Source organism: Blastochloris sulfoviridis, from assembly GCF_008630065.1.
GTDB lineage: Bacteria > Pseudomonadota > Alphaproteobacteria > Rhizobiales > Xanthobacteraceae > Blastochloris > Blastochloris sulfoviridis.
This window is the reverse complement of sequence record NZ_VWPL01000023.1, coordinates 1-25,933: the sequence shown is the minus strand read 5'-3', so window position 1 is coordinate 25,933 and position 25,933 is coordinate 1. Positions and strand designations below refer to the sequence as shown.

General features: G+C 65.6%; 26 protein-coding genes and 2 pseudogenes. 14 read left to right on the top strand and 14 right to left on the bottom strand.

Annotation, left to right across the window (positions count from 1 at the left end):
* Window positions 1-2: 2 nt before the first annotated feature.
* From F1193_RS12445 to F1193_RS12415, 9 genes are all read right to left on the bottom strand, one after another.
* Complete coding sequence (locus F1193_RS12445; protein WP_150098134.1) at window positions 3-1,898, bottom strand: prohead protease/major capsid protein fusion protein; 1,896 nt, start codon at window positions 1,896-1,898, stop codon at window positions 3-5.
* Window positions 1,871-2,134 carry a hypothetical protein gene (locus tag F1193_RS12440; RefSeq protein WP_150098133.1) on the bottom strand — a complete coding sequence of 88 codons (264 nt, stop codon included), beginning with the start codon at window positions 2,132-2,134 and terminating at the stop codon, window positions 1,871-1,873. The genes F1193_RS12445 and F1193_RS12440 overlap by 28 nt, the downstream gene beginning before the upstream one ends.
* Window positions 2,131-2,514: a hypothetical protein gene (locus tag F1193_RS12435; RefSeq protein ID WP_150098132.1), complete on the bottom strand. Its 384-nt coding sequence runs from the start codon at window positions 2,512-2,514 to the stop codon at window positions 2,131-2,133. Before F1193_RS12435 ends, F1193_RS12440 begins: the two co-directional genes overlap by 4 nt.
* Entirely contained in the window at window positions 2,511-3,806 is a 1,296-nt protein-coding gene (locus tag F1193_RS12430; RefSeq protein ID WP_170263603.1) for a phage portal protein, read from the bottom strand. Before F1193_RS12430 ends, F1193_RS12435 begins: the two co-directional genes overlap by 4 nt.
* A 106-nt stretch (window positions 3,807-3,912) precedes the next feature.
* A complete protein-coding gene (locus F1193_RS17125; protein WP_170263601.1) occupies window positions 3,913-4,557 on the bottom strand; it encodes a hypothetical protein in 645 nt (214 codons plus the stop codon).
* 161 nt (window positions 4,558-4,718) lie between these two features.
* Window positions 4,719-5,258, bottom strand: a complete 540-nt coding sequence (locus tag F1193_RS12425) for a hypothetical protein (RefSeq protein WP_150098130.1) — start codon at window positions 5,256-5,258, stop codon at window positions 4,719-4,721.
* Window positions 5,255-5,512 carry a hypothetical protein gene (locus F1193_RS12420; RefSeq protein WP_170263598.1) on the bottom strand — a complete coding sequence of 86 codons (258 nt, stop codon included), beginning with the start codon at window positions 5,510-5,512 and terminating at the stop codon, window positions 5,255-5,257. The genes F1193_RS12425 and F1193_RS12420 overlap by 4 nt, the downstream gene beginning before the upstream one ends.
* Window positions 5,513-5,576: 64 nt before the next feature.
* Complete coding sequence (locus F1193_RS17675; RefSeq protein ID WP_281287247.1) at window positions 5,577-5,702, bottom strand: hypothetical protein; 126 nt, start codon at window positions 5,700-5,702, stop codon at window positions 5,577-5,579.
* Window positions 5,692-5,934 carry a hypothetical protein gene (locus tag F1193_RS12415; RefSeq protein ID WP_150098128.1) on the bottom strand — a complete coding sequence of 81 codons (243 nt, stop codon included), beginning with the start codon at window positions 5,932-5,934 and terminating at the stop codon, window positions 5,692-5,694. The genes F1193_RS17675 and F1193_RS12415 overlap by 11 nt, the downstream gene beginning before the upstream one ends.
* Between F1193_RS12415 and F1193_RS17805 the strand changes: the two genes are divergently transcribed.
* The 5 genes from F1193_RS17805 to F1193_RS17665 all read left to right on the top strand — a co-directional run bounded on the left by F1193_RS17805 (window position 5,902) and on the right by F1193_RS17665 (window position 7,208).
* Window positions 5,902-6,267 carry a helix-turn-helix domain-containing protein gene (locus F1193_RS17805; protein WP_425457238.1) on the top strand — a complete coding sequence of 122 codons (366 nt, stop codon included), beginning with the start codon at window positions 5,902-5,904 and terminating at the stop codon, window positions 6,265-6,267. The two genes, F1193_RS12415 and F1193_RS17805, sit on opposite strands and share 33 nt — an antisense overlap.
* Window positions 6,268-6,564, top strand: coding sequence for a hypothetical protein (locus tag F1193_RS12405; protein WP_150098126.1), 297 nt, complete (start codon window positions 6,268-6,270; stop codon window positions 6,562-6,564).
* A gap of 9 nt (window positions 6,565-6,573) precedes the next feature.
* Window positions 6,574-6,807 carry a hypothetical protein gene (locus F1193_RS12400; protein WP_150098125.1) on the top strand — a complete coding sequence of 78 codons (234 nt, stop codon included), beginning with the start codon at window positions 6,574-6,576 and terminating at the stop codon, window positions 6,805-6,807.
* A 115-nt stretch (window positions 6,808-6,922) separates the two neighbouring features.
* Window positions 6,923-7,057 carry a hypothetical protein gene (locus F1193_RS17670; protein ID WP_280177362.1) on the top strand — a complete coding sequence of 45 codons (135 nt, stop codon included), beginning with the start codon at window positions 6,923-6,925 and terminating at the stop codon, window positions 7,055-7,057.
* Between the two features lie 16 nt (window positions 7,058-7,073).
* Window positions 7,074-7,208, top strand: coding sequence for a hypothetical protein (locus tag F1193_RS17665; protein ID WP_281287246.1), 135 nt, complete (start codon window positions 7,074-7,076; stop codon window positions 7,206-7,208).
* 257 nt (window positions 7,209-7,465) lie between these two features.
* Here the strand turns inward: F1193_RS17665 and F1193_RS17120 are convergent, their stop codons facing one another.
* From F1193_RS17120 to F1193_RS12380, 5 genes are all read right to left on the bottom strand, one after another.
* On the bottom strand, window positions 7,466-7,615 hold the full coding sequence (locus F1193_RS17120; RefSeq protein WP_170263596.1) for a hypothetical protein: 150 nt from the start codon (window positions 7,613-7,615) through the stop codon (window positions 7,466-7,468).
* Window positions 7,612-9,507 (bottom strand): phage terminase large subunit family protein, encoded by a 1,896-nt coding sequence (locus F1193_RS12390; protein WP_150098124.1) that lies wholly within the window; start codon window positions 9,505-9,507, stop codon window positions 7,612-7,614. Before F1193_RS12390 ends, F1193_RS17120 begins: the two co-directional genes overlap by 4 nt.
* 4 nt (window positions 9,508-9,511) lie before the next feature.
* Window positions 9,512-11,416, bottom strand: a complete 1,905-nt coding sequence (locus tag F1193_RS12385; RefSeq protein ID WP_170263594.1) for a phage tail tape measure protein — start codon at window positions 11,414-11,416, stop codon at window positions 9,512-9,514.
* 16 nt (window positions 11,417-11,432) lie between these two features.
* Window positions 11,433-11,987, bottom strand: coding sequence for a hypothetical protein (locus F1193_RS17115; RefSeq protein WP_170263591.1), 555 nt, complete (start codon window positions 11,985-11,987; stop codon window positions 11,433-11,435).
* Between the two features lie 538 nt (window positions 11,988-12,525).
* Window positions 12,526-14,223, bottom strand: coding sequence for an AAA family ATPase (locus F1193_RS12380; RefSeq protein WP_150098122.1), 1,698 nt, complete (start codon window positions 14,221-14,223; stop codon window positions 12,526-12,528).
* A gap of 1,234 nt (window positions 14,224-15,457) precedes the next feature.
* On the opposite strand from F1193_RS12380, the gene F1193_RS12375 reads away from it, so the two are divergent.
* The 9 genes and pseudogenes from F1193_RS12375 to F1193_RS12335 all read left to right on the top strand — a co-directional run.
* Window positions 15,458-16,171 carry a hypothetical protein gene (locus F1193_RS12375; protein ID WP_150098121.1) on the top strand — a complete coding sequence of 238 codons (714 nt, stop codon included), beginning with the start codon at window positions 15,458-15,460 and terminating at the stop codon, window positions 16,169-16,171.
* Entirely contained in the window at window positions 16,146-17,894 is a 1,749-nt protein-coding gene (locus F1193_RS12370) for a DUF262 domain-containing protein (protein WP_150098120.1), read from the top strand. The genes F1193_RS12375 and F1193_RS12370 overlap by 26 nt, the downstream gene beginning before the upstream one ends.
* A gap of 19 nt (window positions 17,895-17,913) precedes the next feature.
* Window positions 17,914-18,951, top strand: coding sequence for a transposase (locus F1193_RS12365; RefSeq protein WP_210247365.1), 1,038 nt, complete (start codon window positions 17,914-17,916; stop codon window positions 18,949-18,951).
* Window positions 18,952-19,016: 65 nt separating this feature from the next.
* On the top strand, window positions 19,017-19,358 hold the full coding sequence (locus tag F1193_RS17490) for a hypothetical protein (RefSeq protein ID WP_246164363.1): 342 nt from the start codon (window positions 19,017-19,019) through the stop codon (window positions 19,356-19,358).
* A gap of 58 nt (window positions 19,359-19,416) precedes the next feature.
* A complete protein-coding gene (locus F1193_RS12355) occupies window positions 19,417-22,293 on the top strand; it encodes an HsdM family class I SAM-dependent methyltransferase (protein ID WP_170263589.1) in 2,877 nt (958 codons plus the stop codon).
* Window position 22,294: 1 nt separating this feature from the next.
* Window positions 22,295-23,011 carry a hypothetical protein gene (locus F1193_RS12350; RefSeq protein ID WP_150098119.1) on the top strand — a complete coding sequence of 239 codons (717 nt, stop codon included), beginning with the start codon at window positions 22,295-22,297 and terminating at the stop codon, window positions 23,009-23,011.
* A gap of 273 nt (window positions 23,012-23,284) precedes the next feature.
* Window positions 23,285-24,481 (top strand): DUF932 domain-containing protein, encoded by a 1,197-nt coding sequence (locus F1193_RS12345; RefSeq protein WP_150098118.1) that lies wholly within the window; start codon window positions 23,285-23,287, stop codon window positions 24,479-24,481.
* A gap of 195 nt (window positions 24,482-24,676) precedes the next feature.
* Window positions 24,677-25,537: pseudogene (locus tag F1193_RS12340) on the top strand (ParB/RepB/Spo0J family partition protein); the annotation flags it as partial.
* A gap of 164 nt (window positions 25,538-25,701) precedes the next feature.
* A pseudogene (locus F1193_RS12335) lies at window positions 25,702-25,933 on the top strand (ISAzo13 family transposase); the annotation flags it as partial.

Here is a 25,933-nt window from a genome sequence, read left to right as displayed (position 1 = left end):
GATCACGCTCCGGGGTTCGAATACCAGGAGCGGTGGTCGACAAAGCCGGCGCCGAAATCGAGGCGAACCTTCATTTGCACGCCTTCGACCTCGAAGCCGGCCCGGGTCTCGACCTGCGGCCCTTCCTCGCCGGAGAGGTACGCCCATTCGAGCCCGTCGATCTCGGCCGGCGAGGCCGCGAGATACCAGCGGTTTCCCGTGAGCCGCGGCTCGACGATCAGTTCCAGCTTGCCGCTGAACGGATTGACGTCGTCGACCGTGGCCGGGCTGATGGCGGCGAGCACCATCTCGCCCTCGGTTTCCTTGGTAGACGACACCACCAGATACTTCGGGGTGACGCTGACCAGCTCGCCCGACAGCCCGGTTTGCGCCCGCATCGCCAGCCGGGCCGCGCCGAGCGTGCCGACGTCGATCACCGTGCCGGCGCTCGCAAGGTTGCCGTGGTCGGTGTGGAACAGCCGCTTGCCATCGGCCATCACCGGGCCAAGGCCGCTGCCTTCGGTCAGCAGGCCGGCCAGGAGCTTCGCCTCGGTCGCCGCGGTGAGCTGGCCGAGCCGGCGCGGCATATCGGCGAAGGCGCCGAGATCGTCATTCGCCAGCGCCTGGCGTGAGATGCCGAACATCTTGGCGAACGTCTCAAGCCGATACGCCTCCTTCGCCTCGGCCAGCGTGCCGGACTTCACCTCGCCGGACTCGTTGACCCGCTCCAGCAGCAGGTTGCCGCCGAACTGGATGCGGTGGCGGGTACGGAAGTCGGTGGCGTTCTGCTGCCGGCCGAGCCGCTTCAGCGCCGAGGGCACAGCCTGATACGAATCGCGCAGCGTGCGGCCGACCGCGTCGCCGAGAATCAACGCGAAATCGGACGTGGTGTGCAGCGCGCGCGTGACGATGCTGGCGGTCGACAGCCCCGCCAGCGGCACGCCGGCCGCCCGGCAGCACTCGCGCGCAAGGTCCGGCATGCTCATCTCGGCGTAGCGCCGGGCGGGCTCCGAGAGGTTGTGCGACCGGTTGGTCCGCGAATACAGCGCCTCGCCGGCGGCCCGGACGCGAATCGCCGGGTCGGTGTAGTCGACACCGAAGGTCACCACCGGCGTGGTCGGCACCGTGCCGGCGGCGCTGCGCCGCTGCAGTTCGTCGAGCGCCGCGGCGCGGGCCTGATCGGCGGTGGCGCTGCGGTCGATCTGCCCGTCGACCCAAGACTGGCTTAGGCCGAGCGTGCGGGCGATGGCGCGGATCTCGGTGTTGACGTTGGCGCGGTTCTGGATCTCCGGGCTTGCCGAGCGCGTCTCGGTTGCCGGCGGCTGGGCCGGCGCGATGGTGGGCGAAGTGACCGGCGGAAGCGCCGCCGGGTCAGTGGCCGGCGCGGGCGCCGGGGTCGGGGTGGGATCTGCCATGGCGGCACCTCGTGTGGTCGCTTGGCGGTCGGCGGGAATGGTGACCACGGAAATTTCGCGAACGGTCCAGCGGAGCGCGACCTTGGTGCGAATTCCGGTCTTGGTGTTTGTGGTCTCGCGCCACTCTTCGACCGTGTAGCCGCAGCTAACGCCGAAGCGCATGCCGTCGGCGAGATCCTGGCCAAGGCGGAGGGCGAGCGGATTGTTGCGGGACAGCCGGACAACGGCACTGGCTTTCCCGCCGACCGCCCGCGAGCTGACGATCTGGCCCAGCACCGCGTCCAGGCTGTCCCGCCGGTGGCCGTCGAGGAACGGCGTCGGATCGACCACCGTGAAACCCTCGACGGCAAGCGTTTCGCGATAGGGTCCGCGCATGTCGTAGCGATCGACTGCAGCGGCAGAGGTGGCGAACACCACCTCGAAGGTGCGCGCCTCGGCATTCCAGGAGGTCGGGGCCTCCGGCGCGCGGCGGGTGATCAACGTTTCGGTTTCGGCGGGCGGCATCGGGTTGCCTCAAGCTCTGCGAACTGAAGTTCTTCAAGATTGGTGGGATCGCCGGAGCGGCTGGAGATCTCCGAGCGGACCTTTTCGATCAGGTCGTCGAGCCGCTGCAGCACGTCTTCAAGCTCGGACGCTGGCGCCCCGGGCGCCCACACCTCGATTTCATCGTCGAGCAGGTCGAGCAGCGGCGCCAGGTCGAAGCCGGCGGTCGGATCGATAAACGGGAACCGCGCGGTCAAATCGGCCTCCCGTACTCGTCATGCGTGCCGGCGAGAAAATCCGCGCGCAGACGCTGGGCACGTTCGGCGCAGAGAGCGGCGACGCTGTAGCCGAACGCCTCACCGAGCGCAGCGAACCGCTCAAGATCTTCGAGCGGAGCCGTCTCAAACCATGCCGGCAGCGCCTTCTGCAGCGCCATGAGGACCCCGATCGGGTCCATTGCCGTGAGCGTCTTGCCGGTCAGATCGATGAGTTCCGAAAGCTCCGCCGCGGCGATGACGCGGTCGGACGCGGGGGCAGTCGCCATCCAGTCCGGCAGGCCGCCGGCAAGGGCCGCGATGTGCGGGAACGGATTGAAGCTGGCGGCGGTGGATGTGTCGCGAAGGCGCACGACGCTCATTTGCGGGCCTCCTTTTCTGCGGCCGGAGCGGTGTCCATCGCGATCTCAGCGTCGACCTCTTCCGGATCGCGACCGCGGGCGGCGATCGTCTCGAACCGGCTCTTGATGCGAGCGTTGATCGCCTGAATTTCCGCGTTGGTTTCCTTGAGCGGGTCGACCGCCGGCCAGCCTGGGAACACCCATTCGACCTCGGGCAGCGCGCCGAGGTCGAGCTTGATGCGGCCTGCCAAGGCCTCCAGCGCAAGCCAGCGGCGCCACACCGGATCCAGGAATTGGGGAATGATCAGCGTGCGGCGGATCGCCGTGACGCGCTGTCGGAATTCGGACAGGCCGAGGCGGGCCGAGCTGTAGTTCACCTGTGAAAGGTCGGCGCTTACCAGTTCGTAGGGCACCCCGGCGCCGGCCGCCGCCGAGCGGATCATCGCGCGAGTGAAGTCGACCGCACCATCGCCGCTCGGCGGGGTCGAGAACTCGACGCCGTAACCAGGCGGCACCTGAATGAAAGCACCGGGTTCCATATCGACGGACGGCGCGTTGGGTGCAATCGGCAGCACGTCGGGCGCCCCCTCGCTGGGCTTGGTCAGAAAGCCGGCAAACATCGCCGAGGCGTTCAATCTCGCGAGGTTCGCGTCCTCGCTTTTGTCGATCTCCGCGATCCGCGTCAGCGAGGGCGCCAGCCAGGACAGGCCCCTCGCCTGTCCGGGGAAAAGCGGCTCGAAAACGTGCAGCACATCCTCGGCCGGCACCCGGATGGTGCCGTAATTGGTTGCGAACGGCGCGTCCGGGTTCTCGCGAACATGGTACGCAACACGCCGTCCGCGGGGATCAGACTCGACGCCAGCGACGACGCGGAAGCCGCCGCCAATGTCGCGGTTCATCGACCGGTCGACCTGATTGACGTTCCAGAGGCGCAGCTGCAGCGCGCCGGTGTCCGGGTCGACCTCAAGGTGAACGAACGCCTCGCCGTTCACCACTAGCGAGCGGACGGTGCGGGCGAGGAAGCCGCCAAGATCGGAACGCCCTTCGGCGTCGCAGTTCGACCACCACCGGCCGAAGTCCTCGACCAGCTTCTTGCGCAGCGCCTTGCGCGTCACCTTCGGCCGACATGTCGGGCCATCCATGGTGACGTTGGTCACCCAGGTGTTGACGATGGCGGCGCCATAGGTGGAGTTCAGGAACGCTGCCGCGGCCCTCGCCCCGGCCGTCTCCGACCGCGCCGCGATCTCGCGGGCCGGGGCCCGCAGGATGGCGTTGCGGTGCCACCGCGGCCCGCTGCCGCCGGCCTCGATCATGCCGCGCGTCGACACCTCGCCGGCGAACAGCACGCGACCAGCATCCACGATGCGGCGGCCGAGGCGGGAGCGGGTCAGGGCGGCGAGCATGGCGAGGTCAACCCGGTCAGTCGTTGGAGTCGCCGGACTGTTCGGCGTTGACCTTGTCGATGGCCCGCTTCCAGCTCGCTGCATTTTCCGCGTGGCGCTGTTCAGCAGCCTGCAGCGTTGCCGGGTCAGGATGCTTGATCGGCTCGACCTCGTTGCCCCACGGATCGGTGGTGACCTCGAATGGCTCGCCTCGGGAGTCACGCTCACGACGGCGCGCGGTGACACTCCGGATATAATCGATGAACTCGGGGTCGTTCGGCCGCTCGGGGAACCAAGCCCGCATGACGCGGTCGAAGATCGGCCAAGCGCGAATGCGGATGGCGACCGGGAGGTCGGTGCCGTCCATCCCGATCAAGGCGGTCCGGTCGGCATTCGGCGCAAGGATAAGTTCGCCGCAGCCAGAGAACAGGGCGCCATAGACGGAATAACGGTTGGCCGCGCCAACGGCCAAACCCACGTCGATTCCGGCGTCGATCAGCTCCTTGATCGCGCCAAGGATCATCAACTCGCGGATTGTCAGAGGTACGTGGAAGCCGCGGCCTTTGAGGTTTCGACTTCCGAACAGTCCGTGGCGCGCCATCCAATTTGAAATCTGGGCCTCGGTTGCTCCGATGATCCGCGCGGCATCCGCTCGGCTGACGGTCATGTGTTCGGGGTGCATGTCGCGGCGTTCTCCGTTAGCGTTGCCCGAATGTAAAATATCAAAACGATTTTGTAAAGCGTCTTATCGAGCTTTTAGCTGGTCGCTTTGTTCGATCCGCCTCAGCCCCGCCGGGAACGCCTCCCAGGCGTGCCGGCGGGGCCTGTCGAGGGGCGTCCCCTTCACGCCATGGGCACGGCGTCGAGCGACACAACCTCGTCGAGCCCGGGCAGCAACTCGACGCCGGCGACCGCCGCGAAATTCTCGATGGCCCGCCGCATGTGCCACACATCGTGGTCGATAGACTTTACGTCTGCCCAATAAGACAAGCAGTAAACAGCCACAGCTTGCGCCTGCAGACGGATATTATCCATCGACAGAGCCGGATGTTTCAGGATCGCCGAAGCAATGTCTTCGATCTCATCCCAAATTATCTCTTCCGGATCATCATCATCCAAGCGACCTGTCTGCTTATCGTCGTAGATTACCTGCTTGCGCACTGCCCTATAATTTTCGAAGAGTATTCCGCCGCGGGCTTCGGCCTCATCAAATGTCATTCCAGTGGCTGCCAGTACCCTCGCCTCGAATTCTTCATGCTCCGCGTGGCGGCGGTTCTTGTAGTCGCACCAGCGCGGGTACAACTCTGCGAATCGGACGGCGAGGTCGGGGAGGCTGACGGTGTTGGCGGCGGCCGAGGTGATCTCACTGGGGATTGCCGTCATGACGACGCCTCCCCCGGAGTGCGCATCGCGGCGAAGGCGCGCGCGTCGGCCTCGCGCCGCAGCGCGTCGGTCGCGCGGTTGAACGTCTCACGCAGCCGTCTGGCGGTTTCCGCCACCAGCTCGCCGGCGTGGCGCACGGCCATCGCCGTATCGGTCTGGTGGTCGGCCTCCAGGCCCTCACCGGCAAGCTCCAGCAGTTCGGCGAGGGCGCGCAGGCGGCGCAAATCGGGCTCCATATCCAGAAGGTGTTTCATCGGTCTCTCGTCTTGGCGCGTGTCGGTGGAATTCGTGGTCGTGTTCATTGGTTGGCTCCTTGGTTCAGAGGTCGAGGGCGCCGCGGACGCCGCGGCGATCGGTCAACGTCATCCGGCCAATCGCGACGCCGATCAGCAGCGAAAAGAGGCAGGAGGCGAAGGCGAGCGGAGCGAGCGGTTCAACAGGCATGGCACGCCACCTCCGCGGCGAAATCGTCATCCTCAGCCGGATCGTCGTCTTCGGCCGGATCGTCATCCTCGGCTTCGGCAGGCTGCGGTTCGAGGTCCGGGTCGCCGTCAATCCGGTCGAGAGCGTCGATGGCGGCCTCGGCCACCATCTCCAGCACCCGGCGCAGCTCGGGCGTCACTTCGATGAACAGGCGCCGGGCATGGCTCTCCCGTTCGCGAACATGAGTGTTCATGCGCGTGATCTCCGTTGGTTCCGTAGCAATGTTGTGATACAGTACCAACGTTCACACAGGGATGCAATCCCTATTTTGCGACTAGGTCACCATATGATAACAGGAAGCCAAGTCCGCATGGCGCGCGCGGCATTGAAGCTAAGCGTCCGCGACCTCGCGGCGGCTGCCTCAGTGTCCCCCAACACAGTCACTCGGATAGAGGCTGACGGAACATCAAATGCGGCGACACTGGCCGCGGTTCAGCGCGCCCTCGAAGAGGCCGGCGTCGAGTTCATCCCGGAGAACGGCGGCGGGCCGGGCGTGCGGCTGAAGCCCGGAAACATCGGTGCATAAATGCTCGCGCTGAAGGACGTTGAGGCATTTTGGGACGGGTTGACCCTGTTGACCGACGCTGTTCAGTTGGCACCAACAGATAGCAACGCGAATGCTGTATTTCGTGCAATAAAGGACTTTCGGTCGAGCGTGCGAGCTCACAACAGAAGCTTCGCCAATATCTTTGATGGGCTCCGCGACATCGAAGATGGGGTACACCTTCTCGTTCGAGGCGATGCTTCAGCAAAGCAAATGATCGCGATCGGCCTTGGAAAGACTAAAATCGCGATAATCTGCCATCGCAGCCTGCAGGGATGAGCAGCCGGCATGAGCCTCATCCATAACGAGCGAATCAAGCTTGCCGCCAATGCACTCGACCGAGCCTCAACCGCCTGCCTGACCGTGGGAGTGCTCGGGCCGCTGGTTGCCGCCCTCTACGGCGTCGGCGGGACGGGGCTGGCGGATCGTGGTATTCTTTTGGCGATCGGTAGCCTGTGCTGGATGCTCGCCGCCGGCGCCCTACATCTGATGGCGCGGCGCGTGCTGCGAGGACTGATATGACCGGGCTCTGGATTTACGCCTATGTCGTGCTGCCCTTGGTCGTTGTGGCCATGGGCTACGCCGCCATGCGGCTTGCCGAGCGTCAGAACGGCCAGCACCACCCGGCCGAATGACCATGACCAGCACCCTGGTGATCTACGGCTTGCCGATCGTCGCCGGCCTCCTGGCCGTCGCGGGCTATCTCTATGCCCGCCACAGCGCGGCCGAGTTCGACCGGCGCTTCAACCGTCATCTCCCGGCCGGGGAATAGGCGCCGTCGCCGGGGCATGACCGGGCTCTGGATTTACGCCTATGTCGTGCTGCCCGTGATCGTCGTGGCCATAGGCTACGCCGCTATGCAGCTTGCCGAGCGCCAGGACGGCCAGCACCACCCGGCCGAGCGAGCGCGAGATGCCACCTGAATATCCGGTGGTGGTCGGCCGCTGTCCGAGGCGGACGGCAGCGGCCGGGGCGAATTCACGCAAGAACGATAATTTGTGACAATCGAAAGTTGTTTATCGCAACCAAAAAGCGGATGATCGCGCCTCTGAATTTGGAGGTGCGACATGAAACTTGGCTTGGTGGCGGTTGCAGTCCTCGCCGCGGTTGGCATTTCGGCCGTGCCGGCAATTGCGAAGAACACCCCGTGCTCCGGCAAGAAGGGTGGCATTGCCCGCTGTCAGGGGGAGAAGTTCGTTTGCAGGGACGGCTCCATCAGCGCATCCAAGCAGAGCTGTTCCGCCTCGGCAAAATAACGAGGCTCACTCTGAGCCCTTCCGAAGGACAGCGGCAGGCCGGGCATCCGCTCGGCGCGCAGCACATTCCTCACCGCGTCATCCACTTCGACCGCCCGACCACCTTCAGCCCGGGCGCCAGCGGCGGCGCGGGCTCCGGCAGTTCGGGCGGCTGCGGCGCCAGGGCGGCGAGCTGGGCGGACGCGGCGGCGAGGTCGAGCCCGGCCGCCAGCAGCCCGTGCAGCGCGGCGATGGAATAGACCCGGCAGTCGAGCGGTTCGTTGCGCACGCCGGGATCTTTCACCCATTCGATTCGCGCGACATTGCCGCGGTACTTGCGGACGGCGCGCTCCGACACCAGTCCGTGGAACCAGTCGTCATCGCGCTCGGCCGGCAGGTGGATGACGCCGGGGCCTTCCCGGGCCGCGCCATCCTCGCCGCCGGCCCGCAGGCGGGCGAACAGCGTGGCCTTGATGGTGTCGACGCCGACGATGTGGACCGGCGCCAGCGACGCGCGGCGCGGCTTCGGCGGCCGTTTCGGCCAGGGCGGCACGCCCGGCCCACCGCGGCCCTTGATCGCCCATACCCGGCGCTGCAGCCGCTCGGCCGAGAACCGCATGACCTGGTCGGTGCGGTGACCGCCGGAGTCGATCGCCACCGCCGAGATCGCCAGTTCGCCGGCCCGCGGGTGGCGGAAGCGCCGGGCTAGGATGCGGTCGAGCGCGGCCCACGGTTCGGCGCCGGCGGTGTTGCCGTGGATCACCTCATAGGCCACGGACCAGCATTCCTCGCCGAGCCCCCAGGCCACCACCTCCAGTTCGAGGCGGTCATCCTGCGTGTCGACGCCGCAGGTCAGCACCAAGGCGCGTTCGGGCAGCAGCTCGCCGCCGTCCTCGGCCCGGGCGATCAAAGAATCCGGCGACAGCGGCGCGGTGTCGCGATCCTCGAACGCCTCGCCCAGGCTGGTGTTGGTCCAGGACTTCAGCTCGACCGGGTCGCGGCGCATGACGAGGTAATCGGTCGCCACCTCGCCCCAGGTCTCGAACGGGCTGTAGAGCGCCGAGATGTGGAAGCCGGCGGTGCGGCCGTCGCCCTCGGCGGTGGCGCGCCACTCGCCGGCCGCCAGCAGCGCCGGTTTGTCATGCTCCTCGATGACGCCACCGCAGCCCGGCGCCTGGCACACATAGAACGCCTTGCCCGGCTCGCCCTCCGGCCACGTCACGCCGGCCCACACCAGCGGCTGAAACGTGCCGCAGTGCGGGCACGGCACGAAGAACCGCCGCTGATCGGAGCGTGAATATTCCTTCTCGATTCGCGAGACGCCGGCCAGCGTCGGCGTCGAGACCAGCAGGATCTTGCGCCGGCCACGGAAGGTGGCGGTGCGCTTGATGGCCAGCGCGACCGGGTCGCCTTCCTCGCCGACGTCGACCGGATAGGCATCGACTTCGTCCAGCACCAGATAGCGCGCCGGGGTCGAGCGGAGGCCGGTGGCCGAGTTGGCGCCGGTCATGTTGAGCGAGCCGCCGGCGAACTCCTTCTGCACCACCGTGTTGCCGGAGTCCTTGGCCTTCGGCGAGGCCACCTTGCGGCGCAGCGCCGGGGTGTCTTCGATCAGCGGATCGATGCGGATGCGCGAGTTTTTGCGCACCATGTCGATGCTCGGCCACACCGCGAGGATCACGCCCGGAGCGTGGTCGATCCAATAGCCGATGGCGTTCAGCGCCGCCTCGGTGCCGCCGGTCTGCGCCGCCTTCATGAACACCACGCGCTCGATCGGCGACGCCACCGACAGCGCGTCCATGATGTCCTTCAGGTACGGCACCCGCGCCGTGCGCCACGGCCCAGGCTCGGATGAGCCGGCCGGCAGGATGCGGTGCCGGTCGGCCCACTCGGACACCGTCAACTGCGCGTCGAGCTGGAGGCCGCGGCGGCGGGCCGCCACGACCTCGGCAAAGACATCGGCGAGCTGGGCCGCGTCGTCGGTCATGGCGTCACCACGCACCATCACGGCCGGCGCCGGGCGCGGTCTCCGGCCGCGACACCCCGGTCGAGCCGCTGGTGCCGGTCGGCGGATTCGCGTTGGCGCCGCCGCGCTGCACGATGCCGCGCAGCTGTTCGTCGATGATCGACCGCACCCGCGCGTCGAAAAGCGGCGAAGGCGTGATTGTGACCTCGTTGACGCCGCTATACGTGATCGATCCTTCAACTTTTGCGGTGACGTCGAGGCCGCTGATCGCCGCGGCGAGCTCGTCGGCGATATCGCCGAAAGCAGAGGGAAACCGGGAAGGCGAGGCAAAATCGGTGGGGACCGCGGCGCGGGCGCCCGACCAATCGACGCCCGCGGCCGGCGGCCGCGGCGGTGGAATCGGCACGCCGGGTGCAGGTCTCCCCCAGGCTGACCTGGCCACAGCGCGGAGGCGCTCGAATTCACGCTCCTCGAAATCGGCCGGATACACGCTGCGAAAAAGTTCGTCGCGCTCCGCCTTGAGTTGTTCCAACTGCCGGCGGACCGACTCCGGATCGCGGGCAAGATGGTTGCCGGTGCGGCGCGCCGCCTCGGCCGACGCAAGATCATGCTCAACCACTGCGATCTTGCGGGTGACGGCATCATACCGCTGCGAGTCCACAACCCGCCCGACGAATTTCCGGCCGTCGCCCGGTTCCTTGATTCCGAACTTCTCCAGATGTTTCCGTCTCGCCTCCGGATCATGGATGCGATCCCAGCCGTCCGCGGCCCGCTCGGCGTACTCGGCAATCGCCTCAAACACCTTGGTGATGCCGGCAGCATCGCCGGCCCGTCCGAGCGAGGCCAGCATCTTGGTCCAGGAGTTCGACAGGCGGTCGATCGACGAACGGGCATCGCCGGTGATGCGCGTCAGGTCGTTCGCGACCGTGCCGATGGCCTTCTCCAGTTGGACAATGAATTCGCGCAGCTTGTCGCGATTGGTCAGCAGCGCCCGCATGCCGCGCGCAAATTCCTGATCCGGGAAGAGTTGCGGGAGCTTCGACATGTCACCCTTCAGCGCCTTCTCCGACAGGTCGAGGAAGGTTTCGAACAGATCCTTGCCCTCCTTGCGGGCCTTGGCCATCTCCTTGCGGAGGTCGATGCCAAACTTCTTGAACTTCTTGGTTGTCTCGTCGCTCTCCATCTTGGCGAAGATATTTTGCATTGAGGCTGCCGCCTCCTCAGCCGTGCCGGTGCCGAGGCGCACGGTCTGCAGCGCTGCCACCAGTTTGGTGATGCCCTTGGTGCCGGTCTCGCCCAGAGCCGCAAACGCCGGCGCCAGCGACGGCAGGAAGCGCGCCATGTCCTTCAGCTCGAACTGGCCGAGCTTGCCGCCCTTGGCGACGATGTCGAAAGCCTCCTGCATCTTGTTGGCGGTGATGCCGAGGTGTTGCGTCAGCGCGTTGGCGCTGTTGGCGATGTCGGCGGTCTCGGCGCCGGCCGCCTGCGCCGTGCGCAGCACCGCCGGCAGTTTGTCCATGGCGTCGGTCAGGCTCATGCCCTGGGCGACCATGGTCTCCAGCGCCCCGATAACCTGGTCGAACGGCAGCGCCGTCTCCTGCGCCAGCGACCGCAGGGCATCGGTGGCGCCCATGATCGCCTCGCGCGATTCGTCGGCGGTGATGCCGATGCGCGTCATGCGGCGGTCGAGGTCGGCATAGGTGGTGATCGCATTGCGAGCGACCATGCCGCCGCCGATGCCGCCAACGGCGCCGGCGATCATGCCAGCGCCACGCGTGAGGATCGCAGAGGCCGCCGCGTACTTTGGCCCCAGGCGTTCCATCCGCCGGACGTGGCGCTCCAACTGCTGGAATGCGGGCGACATGCGCTTGGCCGGGTCAGTGACGCGGTCGATCAGGCGCAGCGTGAGGGAGCTCTCGATATTGCCCATGTGCTTCTCCTGGGGGTCAGGGCGACGGTTTGTGATCGGTGATGATGTCGGGCGCCGGCATGTCGGCCAGCGCCTGCAGTTGCTCGCGCACCAGGCGGTCCAGCAGCGCGTAGACGGCGGCGGTGTCGGCGCCGGTGGTGCGGGCGATCTCGGCGGAGACGCGGTTCGTCCAGCCGATCCAGGCATCGCGCTCCTGCCGGGCGCGGCCCTCGATGGCGCGCAGCACGGCGGCCCGGCTGATCAGCGAACCCTCCAGCCGGTCGGCCTTCAAACTGATCAGCTTGGCTTCGGCAACGGTGCGGGCGGCCCGCGGGTTCGCCGTCGGCGCGAGGACCGGCGCCGCGTCCTCGATCATCGCCCGGCGGCGGTTCGGATCGACGTTCTCGCGCAGCCATGCCCGGCCACGCTCAATGTGGATGCGGCCGTTTGGCTCCACCGGCAGGCCGCGGGTGATGAGCTGCGACACCCGGCCGGCGGTGACGCCGATCAGCCGCGCGAACTCGCCCTTCGACACCGTCGTCGGCAACGGTCCCGGGGGGAAATCGAAGGGCAGGCCCTGCGCCGATTGCATAGCTAAGACAACCTCAAGCCTCTGAGTTTATGAGCTAAACCGACCCCGCCTAGCGAAATCCCGGGCCGCCGCGGCTGCGCACGCCACCCACGGGGAAGGACCCGCCGAGGTATCCGGATGGGGTGCCCATTCGTCAACCGGGTCAGGGTCGGCCCAGCCGGTCGGGCCGGGTGCCGGGTCACCAGCACCGGCAGGGGGCTCCGTCCCGTCAGCCGGGCCGACTGTCGGGACAGGTCAGCGGGACACACCGCGCGCCGGCCTTGGGAGGGGGGACGGGACATACGGCCCCCCTTGGGGGGGGGCCTATGTCCCGCCCCCCCGCACCGGGACACCCGGGACATGTCCCGCAAATGTCCCGCTGTCCCGCTCGCGAAGTGATGGTTGAGGGGACTTGCCAATCCCATTGAAGGAACAGGCATTTCATCTCCCTTCCGCTGGCCGCGGCCGATCCGGAGAGACCGCAGGCGATCCGGCATCCACCTACCGCCTTCGCACCGGGACGAGCAGAATGTCCCGCAAATGTCCCGCTGATGTCCCGCTACGCCCGCCATGCCCACTCCCCGTCGATACCAACGATGCGCTTGGCCTGGAGGCTCTGCCGAACCCGCTGGAACGCTTTCTTCTTCGCCTCCTCTGTCCCTTCGGCGATGCCGCGCCGGTAGGCGTGGGTGCGCCACGTTTCGATGTGGACGGCCCTGTAGCCTTGCGGCACGAGGGCGGTCGGCGAGGCGACGCCTTCGGCCAGGGTGGCTTCGTCGAGCGCGTCCAGGGCGATTTTCTCGGTGGCGGAGAGGGGCCGTTTTCCCTTGGCCTCGCCGGGGCTCGCATCCGTGGGCTCGACGACGCAGGAGGTAACATCCTCGCCGTCCTCGTCGACCCAGAGAACCGATTGCCGCAGCGTGTACCGAAAGGGAGCGACGGCGGTCCCGTCCTTCACCTTCGCAATCTTGCCTTCGCAGATCCCGGACTCATCGTGCCGGGACACCTCGATCGACGCATCGACAGCGCCGAGGAGAGCATTCGAGCCGCGCATGCCGCGGTCTCGATCCTTGCCGGAATGATGGACGATCAGCACATGGGCGCCGGTCTCGCGCTGCACCTGCTCCGCGCGCTGCACCACCATGCCGATGTCGCGCGCCTTGTCCTCATCGCCCGATCCGATCATCCGCGACAGCGTGTCGAGCACGATCAGGCGGACCGGGACGCCGAGCGCGGCGCCGTGGGCCTTCACGTCGTCGATCAGAATGTCGACGTCGCCCTCTTCGTCGTAGAGGTTCACCGACGACGGGATCAGGACGAACGGCGCGCGCGTGCCGTCGCCCTTCTCCTGCCGCCAAGCCTTCATGCGCAGCAGCATGCCGCTGGCGCCTTCTCCACTGACATAGAGCACGCCGCCCGGCTCGGTGCGCCGCTCGAACCAGTCGCGGCCGTGCGCCACGTGCAGGGCCAAGTCGAGGGCGACGAACGTCTTCGAGGTGCCCGGAGGGCCGTAGACCGTCGACAGGCCGGCTTCGGGCAGCAGGCCCTTGACCAGCCACCGCAGCGGCGGTGCGCTGTCCTCATCGCCGTAGCGGATCGACGGAAACCGGGTGACGGCCTTGGGCCGCCACGGCGACGCGCGCTCGACGATGTCGAGCAGGGCCTCGACGGTGCCGCCGCGGTTCAACCAATCGGACACGTCGCCCTTGCGCGGCAGGTCCGGCAGTTCGACGACGCGGATGCGGGCCGCGTGCGATGCAAGGGACTTGGCCACGCGCGCGGCATGGTCCCGGCCGGCGTCGTCATTGTCGGGCAGAACGATGACGTCGGCGCCGTCGAAGAGCGCCCCAAACTCGTCACGCCACTTGCCGGCCCCGCCCGGATTGCACGTCGCGGGGATGCCGAGCTTCGCGAGGCGGTCGGCGTCCTTCTCGCCCTCGACGACGAACACCGTCTTGCCCAGCGCCAGCGCCTCCAGGGTTTCCGGCAGGCGGTACGGGACGATGCGGGTGTCCTTGAGATTCCAGACGTGACCGCCGCGGCCATCGGGCCGCCGCTGCCGGAAGTCCTTCTGCGGTGCGTATCGCACCACCTCGAACAGCAGCTCGCCGGCTTCGTCGGTGTAGCCGTAGAGGGCGGCAATGCGCCGTTCGCCGGCCGGCTCGGAGCGGCCGGCGACGTCGCCGAACTCGGCCTGCAGCCAGTCGACCGCGTCCTTCCGGTCGCCGCCGCGCTCGCGCACGATCAGGTCGAGCACGCCGCCGCCGGCACCCACCTCGTGGTCGCGCCAAGTGCCCCGGTGCTCGCCACCGACCTTCACCGACAGGCTGCCATTGGTGCCGTAGCGCCATTCATCCCGGTTCGACAGGCGGGGGCTCGGATCGCCAAGCAGCCGCCGGGCGACCTGATCGATGCGGTCCGCGAAGTCGCACCCAGCGGCGGAACTTGCCGCACTGCTGGGGGCGGACGGTTTCCGCCACCTCGCATAGGCCTCATCGCGGGCGGCTTGGCAGTCGTCTGCGAGCTTGGAGAGAGATGTAAACGGGGGCAGTTCGTTCATTCGGTGGCCCTCCGCAAAGGGAGTGGCCACGGACGGACGGCCCGAGCTTGATCGGCGAGCGGGGTCCGGCTGGCGGTCGGGGGGTGGTCGGTCATCACCCTCCCCTGCCTTTGGGAAGGGTGATCCGGTTTGCGAATGGCCTGCTAACCCATTGATAAACTGAGGGTAGGTTCACCCCCGGTTTGCCGATAGTGCCAGTCGGATCAAAGCCCCGGTTCAGCCTACGAATCTGGGGGTCAGAGGTTCGAATCCTTTCGGGCGCGCCATTAAAATCAATCACTTAGTGAAATTTCACCGTTTCAGATTCAGGGGTTGAAACGGTTTTTGAAACGGTTTCCGCTTCCGCTTACTCCGCCGCCGCCGAGCGCCGAGAGGCTCCGTCTCCGCCACTACGATCAAGCGAGTGTTCGAAGAGAAGATCGAAGCTCCACTGGTAAGCGACGCGCCCGTGCTTGCCCGAAAATCGAGACACACAGGCTTACAGGGAAACCTGTGCATGAACGTGTGGCTGCGCCACCGCCCGCGCAGACAATCGGGGCCCCGGTCCGCGTGATCAATGGCGACAGGCTCATAACTGAAGGTCAGAGGTTCAAATCCTCTCCCCGCAACCAACAAAAAGCCCGCTATCTCAACGAGATGGCGGGCTTTTTGACTCTCGAGCGCGCCTCCATGAACCCAGCGCCGGAATCATATCGGAATCATTCGGTGGCAAACTCCAGCGGGTTCCGGCGTAGCGCCGGGGCGAAGGCTCTCGTCGCCCTCGTCAGTTGAGGGGTGCGCAGCGGGAGATCGCTCCCTTCACACGGCAGGGGTCACAGGTTCAATTCCTGTCGCGCCCACCATTCTTTTCAAAGGCTTAGCCGCAAAGCCGCGTAACCGGGGCAGATTGGCGGGCGCGGGGGTGGCGTGAGGGCCGGCGGCGTGATTCATCATGCCGATGGAGCCTGACGCGGCTGGTTCCCTTGATGACCTTCCCGACAGCGAGTTTCGGGGCCTGATCGGCCGGCTTGTGGCGGAGGTCAGCGGCCTGCGAGCCACCGTGGCGCCGCTTGATGCGCGGGTCACGGAGCGTTGGGACGAGAACACGGCGCTGCGCGGCGAGGTGGTGCGGCTCGAAGCCGAGAACCGGACCTTGAAGGACGAGATCGCGCGGCTGAAGGGCTTGCCGCCGCGGCCGCCGCTGATGCCATCGGGCATGGAGCGCTCGACCGAGGCTGGGCGGGTGTCGAAGACCAAGCGGCCCCGTTTGCGCCGGCGGTGCGGGCCTGTTTTGTCGCGGATTTCGATCACCGAAGAGGCGGTACTGACGGCACCAGCGCCGGCCGGCTCCCGCTTCAAGGGCTATGGCGATATCGTGGTGCAGGACCTCGACCTCACCGCGCGGGCGATCCGCTCCCGGCGCGAGAGCTGGAAGACGCCGTCGGGCGAGACGGTGACCGGGACGCTGCCGGCGGGAATCCGCGGCGGGTTACCAAAGCCGCGGACAATGGCGTGGCGAAAGTGCGCGTGCGGCTCGATGAGATCGCGACGGTCACGGCGGCGTAGCGGATTCCAGGGATGCGGTTCTTCCCCTTCATGGTATTTCTTCGCATGCACAACCGGTCGGCGAGGGGGCGCTCATGGAGGCACGGGATCGCAGCGTTGAAGCATGGTTCAACCGCGTACGCAGCGGGCAATTGAGATTGCCTCGGTTCCAAAGATTCGAGGCGTGGGACTACGAGAATATTGCCGCGCTGATTGATTCGATCCTTCGTGACCTTCCTATCGGATCGACGCTGGTTCTGGAAATCGGAGAGAGAGAGCCTTTCGTCACGCGCCCTCTTGCCGGCGCGCCGGCGCCCGTTGAGCGCTGTACCGAACATCTTCTTGATGGGCAGCAACGGCTGACCGCCTTATGGCGCAGCCTTCACGATCTGTATGACGACGTGACTCTTTTCGTGCAGCTCAAGGCGCCGGAGCCGGATGAGGACGGGACCGCGCCTTCGCGCATAACCCGCGTCAAGCGATGGCTCAACAAGGATGGTCGTCGATTTCCAGTTTGGGCCGACGATGCTGTTCAGGTCTACTCGCGCGGGCTCGCGCCGGTTTCCCTACTTCAACCTTCAGATATCTCGGCACGGCGCCAACAATGGTGCGATCAAGCGGTGCAAGGCGATCTGCAGGCCAGCAGGGACCTTGAGAACGCCCTACGCGATCTTCAGGAGAAGATGAAGCGCTTCAACCTGCCGATGCTTGTTCTCGACGTTGCGACAAAACCCGCCACCGCATTGGACGTGTTCGTGAAGATGAACACATCCGCGGTCCCGCTGAATGCCTTCGATATCATCGTGGCGCAATTCGAGGCGCGAACCGGCAAGTCAATGCACGACTTGATGATTGATCTGCGGAAGAAGTGCCCTGCTTTGGAGAGTTACGTTTCGCCCGAGCAGATCGTGCTTCAGACGGCCGCGCTACGGGCAGATCGAACGCCCGCACAAGCGAGCTTCTTCCAACTCGATCTTTCGGACGTCGCTGCCGCCTGGGACGAGATTTTCGACGGTGTCAACTGGGCGGTTCAGGTCTTGGAGGAGGAGTGCATCTTCGACGGCCAACGCTTGCCGACCGTGACGATCATGCCGGTCCTGGCAGCCCTGCACAAATACATGCCGAAGAAGCTCGACGAGCACGGCAACGCCAGGGCTACAATCCGATCCTATGTCTGGCGATCTTCGATAACGTCCCGATACGAGAACGCCTCCGCTACGCGGTCGCTGCAAGACTATCGCGGCCTCCGAGACTTCCTCGCCGGGACAGGGGCGCGCAACGCAGTCCCAGTGTTCAATGACGCCGACTATCCGCTGCCATCTGTTGAAGAACTCATACAAGCCGGTTGGCCGAAGCGAAGGGAGACGCTGGCGCGGGCCGTACTTGCCGCCTCAATCAAAGCGGGCGCCATCGACATTGCAGACGGGAATCAAGCGACGCGCCAACGGCTCGCAAATCGTGAGTACCACCATGTGTTTCCAGATTCACTGCTCCGGGACGATGGCGGATTGTCGGATCGGGAAAGCAGCCGCGCCTTGAACTGCCTCCTCATCACGATGAACACCAACCGAAACATCTCTGCCAAGGAGCCTCTGAAATATTTGTCGGAACGGATCGACCGCGCTGACCTTGGAGAGCCTGTCGTCCGCGATCGGCTCCGCTCGCATATCGTTCCGTTCGAGGAGCTAAAGGTCGGAGGCTACTTCGAGATCGCGTCGCCTGAGGAGCGGACGAAGAAAATCCGGGCCGACTACGAGGCGTTCATGCGCACCCGAGCGGACATGGTCAGAGCCTCCTTGAAAGCTCTGGCCGAGGGGCGGAATTGGCCCAATGAAGGAGCTTAGGGTTGGCTCGCGGGAGAAGGTGCCGGATCATTCCTGGCTGTCGAAGACCCGCTCGCGGCTGCCGCACGAGGTCCATGAGCAGGTGTTCGGCTTCGTGCTGACCCTGCTGGCCGAGCGTGGCCTGGTGAAGGGCGAGCGGCTCGGGGTGGACGACTCGACCATGGAGGCCAACGCGGCGCTGCGCACCATCGTGCGGCGGGACAGCGGCGAGACGTATCGCCAGATGCTGGAGAAGATGGCCAAGGCGAGCGGCATCGCGACGCCCACCACCGAGGACCTCATCCGGCTTCAGCGTCGGCGCAAGGACAAGACGCTGTCGAACGCGGACTGGACCAGCCCGACCGATCCCGATGCCAGGATCGCCAAGATGAAGGACGGCTCCACGCACTTGGCCTACAAGCCCGAGCACGCGGTCGATCTGGACACCGGCGCGATCGTGGCGGCACCGATCCATGCCGCCGATCAGGGCGACACCACCACGATCGCGCCGACCTTGGCGGCGGCGGAGAAGGCGCTGTCCGCGCTCGGCTTGGCACTGAGGCCGGAGGATCGCTGCGAGGTGGTGGCCGACAAAGGTTATCATTCCCGCGCTGTGCTGAAGGCGATCGACGGCGGTCCGTGGCAGACGCGGATCGCCGAGCCAAAGCCGCCCAAGGGCTATCTGCGCTGGCATGGCGACGAGGAGGCCCGGTCGGCGGTCTATGCCAACCGGGCGCGATTGAAATCGGAAGTCGGCCGGGAGGCGATGCGGCTGCGCGGCGAGATCGTCGAGCGCAGCTTCGCCCACACCCTGGAGCGCGGCGGCATGCGCCGGACGTGGTTGCGCGGGCGTGACAATGTCCACAAGCGGTATCTGATCCACGTCGCCGGCTACAATCTCGGCCTCTTGATGCGGGTGCTGTGCGGGGTGGGCACGCCGAGGGAGCTGGCGGCCCTGACCACCGTGACCGGTTTCGTCGTTCGCACCGACGATGCTTTCGTTCTGGTGATTGCCGCCGCTATGCTCGACGCCGCGCCGGCGCTCCTCGTCCTCGCCGTCACCCCAGATGCCGCCTGATCAAAAAACCGAGTTCGGCATCGGGCTGAATAGCACAGGCGTGAGCGGTCTACGGTGGGCTATGCATGGGTCGACCGCTCAATCCAGAATTCTTTATTTCTGGCTTTCGGGACAGTACGATTTATGGCTTTCTGGATTGCAAGAAAGATGGAAATCTGTACCCTGCGCACCGCATCGCGCGGCCGGAAATGGTAGTCGCCGTGCCAAGGGGGGCGGCTTTGGCCAGCAGGCGGACCGAAAGCAGCAGCGAAAGCAGCGCGCTGGAGAGCGAAAAAGAGTCGCTCAACTTCAAGGTCAGCTCCCAGTTCAAGAAGGAGTTCAAAGGCTTCGCCGTGTCCGAGGGGATCAGCATGACCGATCTCCTCAAAGAAGGCTTCGCACTCTCGAAAAAAAAACGGCAGAAATGACCGCACGAGTTCAAGCAAGCCGAAGTCCCCGGGCGCCCGCGTGTCGCAGGTGGCGTCTATGACTCTGGACGAGCCAGACCGTCCGGGCTCCGACGCGGAATGGCTGTTCGCGATTGGCGAAGGTCGTGGCTTTCCGAACGTTGACGGACTGGTGGCGGTCGACGGTTATGAGCCGTCGGGACGCGCGCCCGAGGAAGTTGCGGTCATGGAAAAAGCACGCGACTACGGTGCGCGTGGCGTGTTCTTCGAGGCTGGGCGGCACGGGCGCGCGCCGGTCGCGCAAGCTTTTGTGTTCGACACAAGCACCGCAGTGGATGACGACGAGTTTGCCGAATTGCACAAGCGGCTATGGAGCTGGGGAGGTGTGCCTCTTGTTTATCGTGCCGCCCCAGGGCGCATTCAGCTGTTCCGCTGCGCGCACGAACCCGACTTTGTCGGTCCCCAAGATACTCCGGTTTGCCGACCGATCCGCACTTTGGTCGTCGGTGCCGACATCGCGGCAGCGGACGTGTGGTGGAATGCGGCGCGCATCCGGAACGGCACGATTTGGGATGACCCCGTCGCATGTGATCTCATGCTGTCCGCTCAGAAGTCAGCCCACCGCACGCTCGTTGAGGAAGTGCGCGCGCTTGCTAAGCAGCTCACCGATAGCGATTTGCTCGAGCCACGGCTGCGTCGTCGACTGCTGATCCTCGCGCTCCTCATAGCCTATCTCGAAGAGCGCTCGGTTCTCCTTCCCAAGGATTTCGCGCGCGCGCGCAAAGACGCGAACCGCTTCTTCGAGGTGCTGGGTGATGGTGCCGCTCTGGTGAAGCTTCTCGAGATGCTGGAGGAGCGTTTCAATGGCCACGTGTTTCGCCTCACCGCTGAGGAGCGCGCCGCGCTGCTTGCGAGCAGCGAACTGGCGAACTACGCGCGGTTGGTCGAAGGCCGCGAGGATGCGACAGGTCAGCTTAGCCTATGGCGGCTCTATTCGTTCCGGGACCTTCCTGTAGAGCTGATCAGCAACATCTACCAGCTCTTCGTCAAGGATGCCGCTAGCTCCTCAATCTACACACCGCCAGCGCTGGTTCGCTTGATGCTTGAGGAGACTCTGAGCTGGGAGCGGCTGGACAGGCTGATGGCCAGTGACGGTGTCATTCTCGATCCGGCCTGTGGGTCGGGCGTCTTTCTGGTTGAAGCCTATAAGCGGCTGGTGCTGCACTGGCGACTTCACAACGGATGGGCGCGTCCTGGCGTCGACAACCTACGCCCGCTGCTGCAGCGTGTGCACGGAGTGGACGTCGAGGAAGGCGCCATCGAACTTGCGGCATTCAGCTTGTGTCTCAGCCTCTGTGACGCCCTTCAGCCGGAGGAAATCCGCGCCAGTGTAAGGCTCTTCCCACCGTTGGCCGATGTGACCTTGCACCGGATTTGCTTCTTTGAAGCCAAGGAACAGGGGCTGCTCAAGGCACCAGTTGCAGTGGTGGTCGGCAACCCTCCGTTCGAGTCGACTCTGACGACTGAGGGTGCCAGGCGGAGCTACGCCACCTACACCAAGATCCATGGCCTGCTTGCGGATATGCAGCTCGCATATCTTTTCCTGCATGAGGCGATGGAGCTTCTTGTGCCGAATGGAATCCTGGCCTTGGTCGAGCCAGCTGGTGTTCTCTACAACCAGAATGTCGCTCCATTCCGGCGTGGCGTCTTCACTCGTTGGGGTGTGCGCGAGATCCTGGACTTCGTCTCGGTTCGAGGCCTCTTTAAAAAGGGCGAAGCCGACCCAAAGATCGTTGTCGTGCTCGCGGAGGCGGTCGTTCCTGTTGCCGATGGGCGTATCCTGCACGCTGTGTTTCGTCGCAACGGGCGCGCTACAGCGGAGCAAGGGTTCGATATCGACTATTACGATCTCCATTGGGTGCGGAACACGGTGGCCAGAGACTCCGCCGATATATGGAGATCGAACCTCCTCGGTGGCAATCGCGTGCACGATTTGATTGGGCGCCTTCGGCAATATCCAACGCTACGGGATATCGCAACACGCCACGATTGGGACTTCGGTGAAGGCTTTATCGCAGGTGGGGGGAATGTATCGCGGTCCGCTGAGCACCTGGTCGGTCAGCCCCTGCTCCCGACGAAAGCGCTGTCCGACACCGGAATTGATGCCACCCATCTGCAGATAGTGCCCGACCAGCCGATCGAGGGGCCTAGGTCCGCCAAGCGGTTCACGCCTCCGCTCCTTCTGGTCAAAGAAAACGAGGACCTTCATCACGGTCTCTGGCAAGGCCACTATCTGGCCTACAAACACCGCATAATGGGTTTTGCGGCAAAGAAGCGTGATCTTGCCCGCTTAAAGGCGGTCGAGGCGTGGTTGCGAAAGGAGCAAACCGTCCTCAGGGCGTATGTCGCGGGGATCAGCGCCAGCCTCTTTGTGCAGCGCGCCACTGCAATCCTGCAGGCGGACATTCTCGCACTACCTTATCCGGAGAACGAGGATCTCGACCTCAGCGACAATGAGCGCATCATCGCTCAGGATATTGTCGACTATCAGCGCGAGTTCATCCGGCGGGGCACGGGGTCAGCGTTGATGCGCGTCGCGCCGAAGGAGGCGCTCGGCGCGTTCGACAAGACCTTCACTGCTCAGATCAACGCCGTCTATGCACGCAAGCCGTTGCGCGCCCTGGATCGCTATCATTGGGCCGGCGCCATATGCGGAGCGTACGTGTTCGGCGATGGCGTTGTCGATTGGTCGGATGCCGAAGAGCTGCGGGCGAAGCTAAATGCGTTGTTGCATGAGCGTCGCGGCTCCAGTCTTACGATCACACGCATCACCCGCTTATACGATCAGGGCTTCGTTTTTCTGTTGAAACCGGATCGGCACCGATTCTGGACTCGGTCGATCGCGTTGCGCGATGCCGATGATGTCCTCACAGATCTTCGGGCGCAGGGATTCTAGAGTGCTGGCGGATGAAGAAGAGACCTCGGTGCAAGCCGGCACGCTCGGCGCCAACATTCATCTTCCGGGTGAATGGCTTTCGTCCTTGGTTGGATTCATTGCTGCAGCACTGCCCGGGTGGCGTGACGATCCCAAGCGGCCTGCACAGGTTGGCGAAACGGGTTTGACGGCACAGCTCTGCGCGCGGCTGAATAGCGTAAGCCGACATTCAACAGGTTGGGATTTTCTGCAATTTCGCCGGGAGGAACCTGATGACGCTCGCGCGGGACGTTCCATCGATCTCGTCGTCGCACCCAGTGGGGCTCTCATTTGGATCTCCGGCCGCGAATACAGCGAATACCGCACTCTCTTGCCTATAGAGTGCAAACGGCTGCCAACCCCGAGCGGGAAGGATCGTGACGAGCGTGAGTATGTGTTTAGCCAGTTCAGCTCGACCGGCGGAATTCAGCGCTTCAAGGCAGGTCACCATGGCGCAGCGCACGCCCGCGCGGGCATGATCGGCTACGTCCAGGGCCACGACATCCCCTTCTGGCATGCGCAGCTCGATGCATGGATCGATGGGCTGGTTGCCACAGCGGTTCAAGGTTGGTCCGCGGACGACAAGCTGGTCTTGGCGGCACACTATGGCGCGACCCGGATTGCTTCCTTGCAGTCGACACATAAGCGCGATGCCGGCCGCGAGCCAATTCTGATCGACCATCTTTGGATCGAGATGTAGTCGATGGCGCTGTTCCGATGCCAGAATTGCGATACGGCCGTTGAAGTCTCAGCTGCGGTCGATTAGCCGCTTGATCTCACGGCGAATGCGAGGGGTAAGCCGGTGGTGTTCATGGGCTGCTTCCGCGGCCGAAGCTTAAGCGCCATTCTGCACGGTTGGAGCCAAGACCACGTCATTCTCTCCCTCAATGCCGAAAGTGAGAGTTTAGTCGGATCTCTATGACGGGTTGAGGGTCGGGAGAGAGGCTTCCGGCGCCCGTCATGGAGATGTGCCATGGCCCAGGTGGAGGTTCTGGACACCGCGCGTGAGGCGCGGAGCGGCTATCGGGTGGATGTGACCCGCGGCGCGCGGAATGGCCGGGTGTCGTCGGAATGGTTTTCCCGGCCGGCGGACGAACGGTTCCTGTCGCTGTCGGATTTGTTTGCCGCCGTGCGCGGCCGCACCGAGCGCAGCCGGACGCGGACGGTGGAGAGCGCCGCGATCCGGGTGGAGGCCAGCCGCGACGACGCCGAGCGCCTCACCTTGACGCTGCCGGGCGCGGACGCACCGGTGTCGCCGACCCACTGGAGCTTCGGCCAGTTGGCGGGCCTGGTCGGCGCGCCAGCGGCGTATCTGCGCCAGCTGCCAGCGCCGCTCGCCGGCATCAATCTGCAGTACGGCCTCACCTCGCATCGCGCCGAGCAGGTCAAGACGCTGGAGATCGAGGACGGCCGCGTCGAGCTGCGCGCCGTCACTGGCCCGGACTATGGCCGCATCTTCGACCATGAACTCGTCGCAGCCGTGCAGCGCATCGCCGGCAACGGCACCGGCGACACCCGCTGGAAGGTGCCAGGCGTGCTCGACTGGTCGACCGGCGTCTATAACCCGCGCGTCGACATCACCACGGATACCACGACGCTCTACGCCTCCGATCGCGACGTGTTCCTGTTCCTGGTCGACGACCTCAACCCGATCGAGGCCGGGCGGCTGCCGGATGGCTCGCCCGATCTCTATTTCCGGGGATTCTATTGCTGGAACTCCGAGGTCGGCGCCAAGACGCTGGGCATCGCCAGCTTCTATCTCCGCGCGGTGTGCCAGAACCGCAACCTGTGGGGCGTCGAGGACTTCGAGGAGATCACCATCCGGCATTCGAAGTACGCCGCTTCACGCTTCGCGCATGAGGCGGCGCCGGCGCTGACCCGGTTTGCCAATTCCTCTGCCCTGCCGTTCGTCAACGGCATCAAGGCGGCGCGCGAGCGCATCGTCGCGAAGAATGACGACGACCGCACCGAGTTCCTGCGCAAACGGGGCTTTTCCAAGGCTGAGACCGCGAAGATCATCGAGACGGTGCTGGCCGAGGAAGGCAGGAAGCCGGAGAGCGTGTTCGACTTCGTGCAGGGCATCACCGCCTTTGCCCGCGACAAGCCGCACCAGGACGCCCGGCTCGACCTTGAGGCCCGGGCCAAGAAGCTGCTCGACAAGGCCGCCTGATGCTCGTGGTGCCGGAGGTCCGGCTTTGTGGTGTTACGGCTCCCCGCAACACCGGGTCTCCGGCTTTGCGACTGTCCGCCTTTGCTGATTGTCGGCTGTGCGGCGCTGCCTTCGAGGACGAGGGCGGCGCCGTGCCTCGTGACGGGATGTTGGGCGAGAGACAGGCTCTCGGCCGCCCGTCACGGAGCATCCGCCATGGCGACTCAAGGTTCCAAGATCACGCTTTCGTCCTCGCGCGACATCCCCTTCAACAAGCTGATCCTCAGCCAGTCCAACGTCCGGCGCGTCAAGGCCGGCGTCTCGATCGAGGAGCTCGCCGAGGACATCGCCCGCCGCGGCCTGCTGCAGGGCTTGAGCGTCCGGGCAGTCGTGAATGAGGCCGACGTCGAGACCGGCATGTTCGAGATCCCCGCCGGTGGCCGGCGCTACCGGGCGCTCGAGCTTCTGGTGAAGCAGAAGCGGCTCGCCAAGACCGCGCCGGTGCCGTGCGTGGTGCGCGAGGGCGGCATTGCCGAGGAGGACTCGCTCGCCGAGAACGTCCAGCGCGCGCCGCTCCATCCGCTCGACCAGTTCCGTGCCTTCCTGGCGCTGCGCGAGAAGGGCCAGTCCGAGGAGGAGATCGCCGCCGCCTTCTTCGTCTCGGTGAACGTGGTCAAGCAGCGCCTCAAGCTGGCGTCGGTGTCGCCCAGGCTGCATGAGGTCTATGCCGAGGACGGCCTGACGCTCGACCAGCTGATGGCCTTCACCGTGTCCGGTGACCACGCCCGCCAGGAGCAGGCGTTCGAGCGGCTGCAGCGGACCCATGACAGACAGCCCTACGTCATCCGCCGCATGCTGACCGAGGGCGCGGTGCGCGCCGCCGACAAGCGGGCCCAGTTCATCGGCGTTGCCGCCTATGTCGAGGCCGGCGGCACCGTGCTGCGCGACCTGTTCCAGGGCGATGACGGCGGCTGGCTGGAGGACGTTGCCCTCATCGACCGCATGGTGGCGGAGAAGCTGGCCACGGAAGCTGCCACGATCGCCGCCGAGGGCTGGAAGTGGATCGAGGCGGCGCCGATCGAGGTCGATGACGCCCGAGCCGCGGCGGCAGATCATGACGGTGACGATGCCGTGGTAGCGGATGACGCTAAGGCATTGACCACGAACAAGTGAATCGAGGTGGGGTCTATTGCGGGCCGGAAGGGATTCCGGGCCGGCGGGCAATTTCGTAGCCTGTTTGAGTGATTGACGAATCGGCCATCCGCCTGCGCTTTGAGGCGCTCTGTGACGTTCTCGACGAGCGAGGCCGGCGCCGGTTCGCGGCGGCCGAAGCGCTGGCTGCGGGGCGCGGCGGCGTCACGGCGGTGATGCGCGCCACCGGGATTGCGCGCAGCGCGATCGGGCGCGGGCTGGCCGAGTTGCGGGCCGGCGAGGAATTCGCGGTCGGCCGGGTGCGGCGGCCCGGCGGTGGTC